This is a genomic window from Mucilaginibacter sabulilitoris (assembly GCF_034262375.1).
Lineage (GTDB): Bacteria > Bacteroidota > Bacteroidia > Sphingobacteriales > Sphingobacteriaceae > Mucilaginibacter > Mucilaginibacter sabulilitoris.
In genome coordinates, this window is sequence record NZ_CP139558.1 from 7,296,774 (window position 1) to 7,309,991 (window position 13,218).

Here is a 13,218-nt window from a genome sequence, read left to right on the forward strand (position 1 = left end):
AGTTATTTTTTGTTGCCGGTACCAGTCGTACCCTTTGATCGCAATCGCCGGATCTCTTTTTGAAGTGTTTGCTTTTCCGCTTCAGATTTTGTTAGCTGGATGGCCTTTTCATAATGGGTGATGGCTTTACCAGGGCTGTAACTTGCAAACAGGTAACCCAATAATTCGTGATAGTAATTATTTTCCGCCAAGTTTAATTTTTGAGCCTCGGCAATTGCCTGTTCATGACCATAAACCTTAGCAAAGGCAAATGTCCTGTTCAATGCCGCTATTGGTGAATACTCAACAAGGATAAGCTGATTATATAATTGTAAAATTTGCTGCCATTTGTTTTTGCCGGCAGGAACGGTATGCCAATAAGCGATTGCAGCTTCCAGATGGTATTTTGAAACGTCATCTCTATTGCAGGCCTCAATCAGGTAATAATTGCCCCGTTCAATTAATGATACATCCCATAACTTTTTATTTTGCCGCTCATAAACAATGGTTTCGCCTTTATCATTTGTCCGGGCATCAAGCCTGGAACTCTGGTAGCACATCAAAGCAAGTAATGCATTTGCCTTGGGTGTATTGGTTAATGGGTTTTCCGTTAATAACAGGGTCAGTCTGAGCGCTTCCAAACAAAGATCTTTTCGTATTTGCCTGCTATTTGTTTTGGAAAAATATCCTTCATTAAATAATAAGTATAGTGTTTTTAATACGGTATCAATCCTTAGCGCTATCTCATTTTTATTTAATATACCTATTTGAAAATTATCTTTACGAAGATCTGCCCGAGCCCTTTGCAAGCGCTTTTTTATCGTTTCGATTTTAGACAGAAAGGCATTTGCTATTTCTTCTACACTGAAGCCGCAAAGAATTTGAAGGGCCAAACAAATTTGTGATTCTGACGAAATAGCGGGGTTACACACGGCAAATATCATGGATAACTGGCTGTCTGAAATATTTTGATGGGTAAACTCAAAATCGTTTATCATCTCCATTTTTTCCGTAGCAATTGTCTCTTTAAAATGTGTTTCAACAACTGCATGATGTTTCAGGCAATCCTTGGCTTTATTTTTAGCCACTTTGTAAAGCCATGCTGCAGGATTTTCCGGTATTCCGTTAATTGTCCAATTCTCTGAAGCTTTTTTAAATGTTTCACTTACAATGTCCTCCGCAATTTCAATATATTTCAAACCAAAACGACGGTACAAGACGGCTGTCATTCTGGTATACTCTAACCTGAACAAGTTAGGTAGAAGCTCGTTTCCTGCTGCGGGATCGCTGCTCATCGGTCAATTATTGTGATTGTATAGTTTAACGATTTCACGAATTTCGATGCGGCCGCCAATTTTAAATATCGGGTTGGTTTTTGCCAGTTCTACGACTTCATCAATCGTTTCTGTTTTTATAATAACATACCCACTAATAAACTCTTTAATTTCAGTATATGGTCCATCAGTCACGGCATTGGGTCCATTCACTATTTTTGCGTTCGCTGCCGATAAAGAGTTTCCTTTATCGGCCAGTTTATTTTGTGCAGCAATACTTGCCAACCAGTTGGTTCTTTCCTGGATTTGTTCCGGTGTGGGGCTCGCATCTGGTTCTTTACTCATTCTGAAAATCAAGGCAAATTCTTTCATGACATTCTTTTTATGATAATATAGGGTTTAATTTACTTGAACAGCGTTTTCAATATCACTACAAATCGGTTCATAATCAACCACAAAATCGGGCCGCGCCGTCCCCTCAATAATAAAAGGTATAATTGTATCAATTCCTATATAATTTAAAATGGTATTAAGGTAATTAACGATGTAATCATTAACAGGGTCGAACCCGCTGTTTTTATAGTTCCCGCCTGCAGTTATTGCAAGGTAAACTATTTTGCCCTTTAATAGTCCAATTTTGGTTCCATCCTCCTGATAACTAATCGTATGTCCAAATCTGACAATCTGGTCAATAAATGCTTTTAATGCAGCGTGCACACCAAAATTATACATTGGTGCTCCTAAAACTATAAAATCAGCCTCCTTAATTTCTGCGATTATAGCATCTGAATAACTCAATTTTTCGTTTTTAAAAAATGCTGAAATATGCAAACTATCCAGGTAAGGCGGATTATCGGCCAGGAGGTTCCGCTCAATAACTTTACTCTTCTGGTGCTTTAGTACAAGTTGTTTAATAATGGCCCTTCCCAGCTTAATGCTATGAGAACGATCTCCCATAGGACTTGAAATAATGTGCAATATATTTTTCATTGAAAAGTTTTTAGCCTCATAACGACATGGACCGATCAACGGGGACATCTTTTTGTATTTAATTAAATAGGGCGGGCAGAAAATTATAAATTGCCTTTTACCCTGGCGGAGTCTCCTGTTTAGATTACGGCAATCACATCTTCTTTTGTAACATCAATATAGCTGTCAATACTGACCATTGCAGGTTAATGCTTTTTTAATGTTTTATTAAGCCGGCGCAATTTATTTGTATTAATCAATTAACCAATAACCACGCCAGCACAACGGGCAGTAGCCTAATAATTCGATAAATATTTTAAAAAAAACTGCTTTTTAATAACCATATTGTATAACTATTATAACAATCTGCAATATATTTCATAAATGAAGAACAATCTTTTAAAGTACGCCTGCCTCGCTTTTTTAGCATTAAGCATAACCAAAACAGAAGCTAAACCAGTCGCGCCGGTTACAGATACCCTGCTAAACAATTACAACGTTTCCTGGGATGTGCCCGGGCCAACTTCGGCACAATCAATGCCATTGGGTAATGGCGATATAGGCCTGAATGTATGGGTAGAAAAAAACGGCGACCTGGTTTTCTACATCAGCAAAACCGATGCCTGGGGTGGCGAGCTGGATGTTCAGAAAGACCCCTGGATGCAGCAGGGCGGAGTACTCATGAAATTGGGTGCCGTTCATGTTTCGGTAAGCCCTAATCCGCTGGCCAAAAGTACAACTTTTAAACAGGTATTAAAATTACGCGATAGCGAAATACAGATACAGGAGGGCGAAGGCAAATCGGCAGTTAAGCTGCGGATTTGGGTTGATGCCAATAACCCGGTAATAAGGGTGGAAGCACAGAGCGACGCCCCTGTTTCGGTGAACGTAAAGCTCGATAACTGGCGGGTCGGCCAAACAGACACGGTGCTGAACAACGAGAAAAACCGCATTGCCTGGTATCACCATAATTCGGCAACAACAGATCCGCATCTGGCAAACCTTACTTTTGGAGCCGTTGTTAAAGGTAAAGGCCTGGTGAGCGAAGATGCATCGACACTGCAATCGGGCAGTGTAAAAACGCAGCTTATTTCCATTTATCCCTTAACTGCGGTTGCAGGTAGCGGTAAGGAGTGGCTTGCTCAACTGGATAAACAAGTGGCAGCAGTTGAGAAACTAAATGTGGAGCAAACCCGGCTGGCGCATCAAAAATGGTGGCAGCAATTCTGGAACCGCAGCCACATATTTTTAAAAGGCGATAACTTAGCCACACAGGTTACGCAGGGCTATGTATTGCAGCGTTTTGTTACCGCCTGTGCGGGCCGTGGAACCGGACCTATTAAGTTTAACGGGTCCATATTTGTGGTAGATAACCCCAACTGGAAACATGATGATAAACCCAACCCTCAAAATGCCGATTTCAGGGCTTGGGGTGGTCAATACTGGTTTCAAAACACGCGCGCAATGTACTGGCCCAGGCTCATGGCCGGCGATTTTGACATGATGCTGCCGCTGTTTAATATGTATGCCAAAATACTACCTGCCAATGCTGCTCAGGTAAAACAGTTTTACAACCATGACGGCGCTTACTTTGCCGAAACCGCGCCCTTTTGGGGCGGGTTGCAATTTATGGGGCCTGACGTAAAGGCAAATTACACCAATCATTATTTTACGCCGATACTCGAGCTAAGCATGATGATGCTCGACTATTATGAGTACACCGGCGATACCCAGTTTGCCAAACAAACCCTCCTACCGATAGCATCCGCCGGGATACAGTTTTTCGACAAGCATTTTGGTCGCGACAGTACAGGTAGGTTATTGCTCGACCCCGATAATTCTATCGAGATGTTTTGGAAGGTGCATAATCCGGCGCCCGATGTTGCTGCTTTGCACTCGGTGATCAGTCGTATGATAACGCTACCCAATACTTTGGTTGATGATAAAACCCGGCAGCAATGGCAAAAACTATACAGGGAACTACCTCCGCTACCAGTAGCCGAAGTGAACGGTAAAAATGTGTTGCTGCCCTACACTGGTGCGCAAACCGCTAAATCATTTAATAGTGAGAACCCGGAGTTGTATGCCATTTACCCGTTCAGGCTGTATGGCATAGGCAAGCCCGATCTGGACCTGGCGCTGAATACCTTTAATACCCGCAAGCAACGCGCCAAAGGCTGCTGGGTGCAAGACCCCATACAGGCCGCCATGTTGGGCCAGGCCGTTGTAGCGAAAGATTATGTAAGCTTTGCCTTTACCCGCAAATCGCCCGATCTGAAGTTCCCGGCTTTTTGGGCCAGTGGTAATGATTATCATCCCGACGAAGATAATGGCGGCAATGGCGAAAACGGCTTACAACAAATGCTGATGCAGGCCGATGGTAAAAAGATAATCCTGCTGCCTGCCTGGCCCGCCGGCTGGGATGCCGATTTTAAACTGAATGCCCCTTACAACACCACGGTGCAGGGCAAAGTAGTAAATGGTAAACTACAAAACCTGAAAGTTATTCCCGCGAGTCGCATGACTGATGTGGTGGATATGAGCAAAAGATAACGCCATGAAAAACATTCTAACCTTGTTTAAGCATCATCTTCATAGTTTGCCTAACCCAACCCCTATTGTTGAATTTATTTTAAAAATCCGAGGGGTATTAATTATCCCTCCTTGTTCAACGCCCTTGTTCCGCTACAAACGGAGCAAGGACAAAAAAGTATCATAGTTGTCTTTTTAAAGCTGTTTAATGCTAATTCCCGCGGCTTAGTTTCAGACCCGGTTATTCCTTATATCGTCTTTGATTGTAAACTGTTTTGTTGTAATTTAGCCAATGCCGTCAACTAAATATGGTAATATTTTTTTGGCTAAATTATAAATACAGCACGGGTACTTAAGTTGTAATACTTAATGTGTACTGATCAACATGAGATTTTTTTTATCGGGATTAATTGCGGTTATTTTTTTAAATATACTATTGGTACAACCTGTTCGTGCACAATCATACGGGCTCGGTTTTTATAGTCATGAAGTAGTACAGGATAAACGCACCACATTAGATCTCGGTCTGAATAATGTTGCCCCAAAAGATAATCTAGATGTTTCCTTTGATCTGGCTTTTATCCCCAACCGTCAAATATATTTTGGGTATATACTACGACTGGTGGGCGATGACAAGCAGAATATCGACCTCGTATATGACAACCAGGCCAATACCAAACACCTCAAGATTATTATTGGCGAAAAGCTTTCTAAAATTTCGTTTAATATCGATGAAAAGATATTGTTTAATAATTGGAACCGGCTCCGGATACTGATTGATTTTAAGAATGATAAGCTTACCGTGTTTGCCGGCAAGGAGGCCTTCAGCGAAGCAGGTGTACATTTAAAACAAAGCACCAATTATAAATTGCTTTTTGGGGCAAACGCTTACCGGCAGTATCAAACTACCGATTTACCACCTTTTAAACTACGCGATGTAAAGGTGGCCCAGAATAATAAGCTCCTTTCATGGTGGCCTCTTAGTGAATGGCAGGGCGACGTGGTTCCTGAAACGGTTAATCAGAATAATGGCTTGGTTACTAATCCTTTGTGGATAAAATCGCGCCACCGCAATTGGCAGGTAGAACAAGAGCTCACCGTTGCCGGAAACGCCAGCCTGGCCTTTGATCCGGCTACTGAAACGGTTTACATCATCACCACCGATTCACTGATAACCTATTCGGTAAACAGTACTGCCCCGCTAAAAAACAACGCCTATAGTTCAGGAAAACAGTTATTAATTCCCGGCGATCAGGCGTTGTTCAGCAACAATAAACTATATTACCTTTTTATAGATCAAAAAGCCATTGCCACTTATAGCATCAACGATCAAAAATGGGATAAGAGCTTCAAAAACCTACGCGCAGAAACAAATAACGGGCATTTAAATAAGTTTTTTTGCCAAACAGATACTTCCATTTATACCATTGGAGGTTACGGTCAATTGGTGTATAAAGACAGTGTAAAACAGTATAAGTTAAATACCGCTGCATGGCAAAACATTAAACCTAAAGGCGATACGTTTACCCCCCGTTATATGGCAGGTCTGGGTACTAATGCTATGGGGGATACCGCCTACATTATTGGCGGCTACGGCAGCGCGTCGGGTCAGCAAATTGTGAATCCGCGTAATTTGTATGACATGATGCGTTTTGATGTTAAAACTAAAACGTTTAAGAAACTTTTTAATATTGAAGTTAAAAACGAGGACTTTGTATTTGCCAATTCGCTTATCATTAATTCAAAATCGCGGACTTATTACGGACTTATTTTTCCGCAGCATAAGTTTAATTCCAATTTACAGCTCATACAGGGCTCACTTGATAAACCTACCTATAAATTAGTTGGCGATACCATTCCCTACCTGTTTCATGATGTGAACGCCTATGCGGATATTTATTACTGCCCGCGAAGCAGTAAGTTTTTAACGGTAACACTTTTTAAGCAGAACGAGCAAACCCGGGTTAAAATATACTCGCTGTTAAGTCCGCCGGAGCCATTGGAAACCCCGGTGCTAAGTTACGGTGGTGTTAATTATATCTGGTGGATAAGCGGCCTCCTGGTAGTGGGTTTGAGTGCAGCGGCAGGTATAACCATCAGCCGGAAAAAGAAAAAAAATGAAGCCAGCCGGTCTCTTCTAGTGCCGGTGGTCCCGGAGATTGTCAACCATACCCCCGAACAAAAAGAACAGTCCATTGAGGCCGACCATGACAACAAGCTCAACAGCAACAAAAACGCTATATTTTTATTTGGCGATCTGCAGCTTTTTACAGCTGAAGGGCAGGAGATCACCAAATATTTTACACCATTGTTAAAGGAACTCTTCCTGATTATTGTACTTTACTCCATAAAGCTAGGCCGTGGCGTAAGCTCCGAAAAACTGAATGAGATATTGTGGTTTGACAAATCAGAAAAGAGCGCCCGTAATAACCGCTCGGTAAATATTGCCAAACTCAAATCGCTGCTTGATAAGATGGGTCATTGCCATTTATCAAAAGATACCGGCTACTGGAAAATCGAAATAGATTATAACGAGATCATGGTTGATTACCATACCTACCTCAACATTGTATCAAACAAAAGCAAGCTCAACAAGCAAAAAATCATCCAGCTTACGCATATTACACAAAGGGGTAATTTTTTATCGAACATAGAATACGAATGGCTGGACGCCTTTAAATCAGAAGTATCTAATGAGATCATTGATTCATATATCCAATTTTCGAGCACTATTACCATTGCCGACGATGCAGAGTTCCTGATAAAGCTGGCCAATGACATTTTCTACTTCGACCCGGTAAACGAGGATGCCATGATCATGAAATGCAAGGCGCTATCATACCTGGGTAAGCACTCGCTGGCTAAAAACACTTTTGAAAGCTTTAGCAAAGAATATAAGGTAATTTACGGCGAAGGTTTCGAACGTGATTTTCATTCTATATTGGAGTAATAAACCAGTTACGCAAGGTATTTGTATTTACATTAATGATTTTTTAAGAATTAATTAAGGCCCCCCGCACAAATTTGGGTTTATAACCATTTATAATAAACCTAATGTCCAAAAAACAATTATTTAGCCTGTTATTGCTGTTTATAGCCGCATCGGGTTACAGCCAGTCGCTTAAACATAGTAAAACATCGGCATTTACCAGTTATAAAGGTTTGGTAATGGCTGGTTATCAGGGCTGGTTCAACGCGCCAGATGATGGCGGGGGCCGCGGCTGGAACCACTACAACTCCGACGGTAAATTTGAGCCAGGAAGCACCAATATTGATGTATGGCCCGACGTAAGCGAATATGAAAAAACCTACCAAACGGCATTTAAACATGCCGATGGTAGTTATGCTTACGTATACAGTTCGCACGATGCCTCATCAACCGAAACGCACTTTAAATGGATGCAGCAATACGGTATTGACGGTGTATTTGTGCAGCGTTTTATAGCCGATGTGCAAAGAGGGCGCGGCCGTGCGCACAATGATGTTGTTTTGGGTAATGTGTTAACATCATCAAAAAAACACCACCGGGCCGTAGCGCTCATGTATGATTTGTCAGGTATGCGCGAAGGCGGCGATTCTATAGTGATTAAGGACTGGAAGCATTTGGTAGACAGTTTAAAACTAACCAACCGGGGTAACAAACAAACCTACCTGTACCATAACGGCAAGCCGCTGGTGGCTGTTTGGGGTATAGGGTTTAACGATAACCGCAGATACGGCCTTGCCGAAGCTGAAAGAATTATAGATTTTTTAAAGAACGACCCTGTTTACGGCGGTTGCGCCCTGTTGCTGGGCGTACCCACCTACTGGCGCGATTTTGGGAACGATACCGAAAAAGATCCGCACCTGCATGACGTGCTACGCATGGCCGATATTATTCATCCCTGGTTTGTGGGGCGATATAATGAGGAATCGTATCCTAAGTTTCAAAACCGCATTGCAGATGATATTGCCTGGTGCAAAGCCAACAAACTTGATTATGTGCCGGTTGTTTTCCCGGGCTTTAGCTGGCATAATATGAACCCTCGCAGTCCGCAAAATCAGATTCCTCGCAACAGGGGGCATTTTTACTGGAAACAGATCTACGGAGCCATCAGCAGTGGTGCTGAAATGCTGTACGTAGCCATGTTTGATGAGGTTGACGAAGGTACAGCTATATTGAAAGCCTCTAAAAATCCGCCGGTAGGCCTGAGCAATTTTGTAAAGTATGAGGATGATATCCCCAATGATTATTACCTGTACTTAACTGGTTACGCTGGCAAAATGCTCCGGAAACAAATACCGCTCCGGCAGGATATTCCGTTACCTGTTAAGACGGGTAAATAGCAAAGACAAGCAGACTGATAAATCGTTTTTTAAACGAAATTTAAAAGTATTCATCAATAATACATAGCTGTTAATGTTTTATTAATATGTTATTATTTACCGGGCATAGTTTCGTCTTTAACATCAAATCGCTGATGTGAAATATTTAAACCTAAAAAATACTATAAATTTTATGAAGAGAAAGTATGCCGGTGCGCTGGCTATTTTATTAACCGCTTTTTGCTCTTTTGAAGCTCCCCGGAAACCGGTTAAATATCCTTATCAAAACGCCGCGCTGCCTGTTGAAAAACGGGTTGCCGACCTGCTAAGCCGGATGACGGTAAACGAAAAAATTAGGCAGCTGGATATGTACTCCGGCCACGAAGTTGCTAATATGAAAGGCCACGAGGCAGAATCATATTCGGATAGTGCAAAAATAAGCATAGGTACTGAAGGCATTGGCTCGGTGCATGACCTTTATCCCTTAACTACTGATATTACCAACCAGATACAGCGTTATGCTGTAGAGCATACCCGATTGGGTATCCCCGTGTTATTTATTGAAGAGGGCTTGCATGGTTATTCAGGATTGGGCAGCACCAGCTTCCCGGTGCCTATGGCCCTGGCCGGTGCATGGGATACTACCCTGGTGCACCAAGCCGGACGTATTATAGCTACCGAAATGCGTGCACATGGCGTGGCCATGGTGCTTGGCCCGGTGCTTTGCCTGCCGCGCGATCCCCGCTGGGGCCGGGTAGAGGAAACTTATGGTGAAGACCCTTATCTGGCAGCTGCCAATGGCGTGGCTATGGTTAAGGGCCTGCAAGGCCGTAAATTGAGCGATCATGATGCCGTGTTGGCCGAACCAAAACATTTTGCGGTACATGGTATTCCGGAAGCGGGCAGCAATACGGCCCCGGTAAACATGGGCGAACGTGAAGCAAGATCCTCTTTTTTATACGTGTTTGAAAAAGCCATTAAAGAAGCACACGCCATGGGCATGATGGCGGCTTATAGCGAGCTTGATGGAATACCCTGTGTAGATAATAAATGGCTGCTGAAAGATGTGTTGCGCAAAGAATGGGGATTTAACGGTTTTGTACTGTCAGACCTGGGAGCTATACGCATGTCGTTAAATAACCACCAAATTGCCGGCGGCACTGCCGATGCGTTGGCCCAAACACTTACCGCCGGGCTTGATATGCAGTTTTATGATTTTCCGCATGACGAGTTTCTTGGTGGAATAAAAAAAGCGATGGCCACCAAACAACTTAGCATGGCTGAGCTTGACCGCGCCGCTGGCGACGTATTGCGTGTTAAATTTATGCTGGGCTTGTTTGATCATCCTTATATTGACGAAGTGCTTATTAAAAAGGTTTATCATACCGAAGCCAGCCGCGCGGTGGCCTTAAAAGCTGCGCAGGAAGGTATAAGCCTGCTCAAAAATGATGGTAATATATTACCACTTGGGCCAAATGTAAAATCAGTTGCGGTGGTTGGTCCATTGGCTGAGAGTACCTATCTGGGTGGTTATGCCAACGAAGCCAGTAAAGGTGTAGCCATACTTGATGCGCTGAAACAAAAAGCCGGCGCTGATATGAAAATTAGTTTTGAAGCAGGCTATGATCCTAAAGATTCATCGGCCGCAACTCAAACGGTAAATATTGAAAAGGCTGTTGATCTGGTGAATAAATCGGATATAGCGGTGGTTGTTTTAGGCGAAGATATCGGCGAAGTAGGCGAAGGTAAAGACCGGGCAAATCTTGACCTTAACGCCCGGCAAACCCGTCTGATAGAAGCCATACAAAAAACAGGTAAGCCCATTGCAGTTGTACTTTTTAATGGCCGGCCGCTAAGCATAAATGGAGTGGCTAAAAACGTCCCTGCCATTGTAGAATCATGGTTTTTGGGTGAAACCGGTGGCCTGGCCATTGCCGATGTACTGTTAGGTAAGGTTAACCCATCTGGAAAATTACCAATGACCTTCCCGCGCTCCACCGGGCAAATTCCTTACTATTACAACCACAAACCAACCTCAGGGCATATTTATGTTGATGAAAAAAACACACCACTGTTCCCGTTCGGACATGGGTTAAGCTATACCAGCTTCACTTATTCGGGTCTGAATATTAGTCCGGCAAGCATACCGGTTAACGGTACTGTTAACGTAACGGTGAGTGTTAAAAACACCGGAAAAGTAGGCGGGACAGAGGTAGCGCAATTGTATATACGTGATGTTATTGCCAGCGTTACCACCCCCGTAAAAGCATTAAAAGGCTTTAATCGCATTACTTTGCAGCCAGGCAAGAGCGGACAAGTGCAATTTAAGTTAAGTGCTGAAGAATTGAAGCTCTGGAACCGACAGATGAAACAGGTTGTTGAGCCTGGCGAATTTAAAGTTATGGTGGGCAGCTCATCGGAAGATATCAGGCAAAAAGGAAGTTTTTGGGTGAAATAAGCAGATGTGCAGATTTTAGATGTGCAAATATGCAGATGTGAGGATGGAGAAAGACATTCTGGGATATCCGGGATTTAGTTGATGTTACCTGGCATAAGGGTAACGGGGTGTGCCTGGGGTGAGAGCCGGGCGCACTTTTTTTGGGGCCGATTACGGAACAGATAACAACAGTTTCATACCACTCACGTTACCAATGGGAGGCAAAAAATAAAGCCTGAACTTCATGAAGTTCAGGCTTTGGTGTGTGTAAGGTTGATGCAGGGCTGGTGTTTATGGTTTGGGTACGGTAGGGCGGGTAGTTGTTAAGGCAATTTGCCCTTTGAACATTTTTCCACCATCATTGGTTAGCCTCAAATAATAATCGGCAGAGCAGGCCGTACCATCTTCATCAAGGGTTACAAAGTTTGAACCGGCAGGAATAAAAGCCTGACTTTCGGCTGTTTTTGCAATCTGGTTGCCTTCGTTATATTCGTCAAACATCGATATGTAAATACCCTGGGCTCCTGTCCTCTTCATGTTGTAAAACTGGCGCCACATAAAATCGCCATGGGCACGCTGGTGCTCCTGCAGGTCGCCCGGTAAAATGCAGGGCTGGTAATCGATGCCGTGAGCCGCGCAATAAGCTTCGTCGGGCTGGTTAATGGTATTATAAAAATTGTCTGATTCAATTACATTGCCGATGCGGCCAACCATCCAGGGCGACAGCATATCAAAAGCGTTATAGGTAGCCAGGAAGCCGGGGCGCGAATCGCTTTCTTCCTTACGCCAGTGTGTAGGCACACCGCCAATAACATAGCAGCCCTTGCTTTTAAACCAGTTGATCACATCTAAACAAACTGTTGCCGAAAAGTTGTGGTTATCATCGTTAAACCCAAAACCCCAGATACATACCACAGGTTTGTCGTTCTGTTTGGCATACGCAGCAGACGCGGTATAAGCCGACATTTTGTTGGCCCAGTCGGATTTAATTTCCGATTGCATACCAGTCCACCCGCTTACATCATACATGACATAAAATTTGCGTCCGGTAGCTTCGGCAGCGGTTTTTACTTTGGCGGTTATGGCATCACGCACAGGGCCTTCGCCCCCGGTTGGATTAAAACGCTGCAGGGCAGCGCAATCAATACCGTTCTGCTGCATCCACTGAAACTGCACATTCACCGTTTGATCTGTAAATGATGAGAACAGTTTGGCAGGACTACCATTGTTAAGGTTATTGAAACCGGTTTGATAGGTTGTGGTGTAATCCCGCACATCGGGCCATGATTTAATACCCAGGTTAGTTGGCGATGGTATTTTTGACCAGTCCTGCGTGTAATGCCACCAGGCATCAATAGGCGAGCCATCGCCTTCGGCGGCAAACCAGCCCTGGTAACCAACGGTAATTTTACCCACCACATCGCCAATGGGCGAAGGAGTAACATCAACAGGCGTTTGGGGCTTATTAATCACCGGATCGGGCGGTGGTGGATTATTGCTGCTTTTTTTTGAGCAGCTGCTCATCGAACAGCTGCTTATTATTGAAAACAAGACTATCAGAGATAGGGTACTGAATTTATACTTTCTCATTATTTAAGGGGTTAATGGGTTAGCTTGAGGGTTCATTTTTTTAATTCTGCACACATATAATGTTGTTGGTGACAGCACCAACAAAGTGCAAGAGAAAAACCTTATGGTGTTCACGCTCACATCGTGAACGCT

Annotated in this window: 8 protein-coding genes; 4 read left to right on the forward strand and 4 right to left on the reverse strand. The window is 43.4% G+C overall.

Annotated features, from left to right (window positions below):
- Positions 1–2: 2 nt before the first annotated feature.
- The 3 genes from SNE25_RS30790 to SNE25_RS30800 are packed head-to-tail and all read right to left on the reverse strand — an operon-like array spanning position 3 to position 2,243.
- Positions 3–1,274: an RNA polymerase sigma factor gene (locus SNE25_RS30790; RefSeq protein ID WP_321562842.1), complete on the reverse strand. Its 1,272-nt coding sequence runs from the start codon at positions 1,272–1,274 to the stop codon at positions 3–5.
- Between the two features lie 3 nt (positions 1,275–1,277).
- The gene (locus SNE25_RS30795) at positions 1,278–1,625 is read right to left on the reverse strand and encodes a YciI family protein (RefSeq protein ID WP_321562843.1); all 348 of its coding nucleotides are present in this window, start codon (positions 1,623–1,625) and stop codon (positions 1,278–1,280) included.
- Positions 1,626–1,652: 27 nt separating this feature from the next.
- Positions 1,653–2,243: an FMN-dependent NADH-azoreductase gene (locus SNE25_RS30800; protein ID WP_321562844.1), complete on the reverse strand. Its 591-nt coding sequence runs from the start codon at positions 2,241–2,243 to the stop codon at positions 1,653–1,655.
- A gap of 363 nt (positions 2,244–2,606) precedes the next feature.
- Between SNE25_RS30800 and SNE25_RS30805 the strand changes: the two genes are divergently transcribed.
- The 4 genes from SNE25_RS30805 (at position 2,607) to SNE25_RS30820 (ending at position 11,517) form a co-directional block, all read left to right on the forward strand.
- Positions 2,607–4,775: a DUF5703 domain-containing protein gene (locus SNE25_RS30805; protein WP_321562845.1), complete on the forward strand. Its 2,169-nt coding sequence runs from the start codon at positions 2,607–2,609 to the stop codon at positions 4,773–4,775.
- A 364-nt stretch (positions 4,776–5,139) separates the two neighbouring features.
- Positions 5,140–7,704, forward strand: a complete 2,565-nt coding sequence (locus tag SNE25_RS30810) for a Kelch repeat-containing protein (protein ID WP_321562846.1) — start codon at positions 5,140–5,142, stop codon at positions 7,702–7,704.
- A gap of 104 nt (positions 7,705–7,808) precedes the next feature.
- Positions 7,809–9,080, forward strand: a complete 1,272-nt coding sequence (locus SNE25_RS30815) for a glycoside hydrolase family 71/99-like protein (RefSeq protein ID WP_321562847.1) — start codon at positions 7,809–7,811, stop codon at positions 9,078–9,080.
- 172 nt (positions 9,081–9,252) lie between these two features.
- Positions 9,253–11,517 (forward strand): glycoside hydrolase family 3 N-terminal domain-containing protein, encoded by a 2,265-nt coding sequence (locus SNE25_RS30820; RefSeq protein WP_321562848.1) that lies wholly within the window; start codon positions 9,253–9,255, stop codon positions 11,515–11,517.
- Positions 11,518–11,787: 270 nt separating this feature from the next.
- On the opposite strand, the gene SNE25_RS30825 is transcribed toward SNE25_RS30820, so the two are convergent.
- The gene (locus SNE25_RS30825) at positions 11,788–13,086 is read right to left on the reverse strand and encodes a glycoside hydrolase family 71/99-like protein (RefSeq protein ID WP_321562849.1); all 1,299 of its coding nucleotides are present in this window, start codon (positions 13,084–13,086) and stop codon (positions 11,788–11,790) included.
- Positions 13,087–13,218 lie beyond the last annotated feature (132 nt).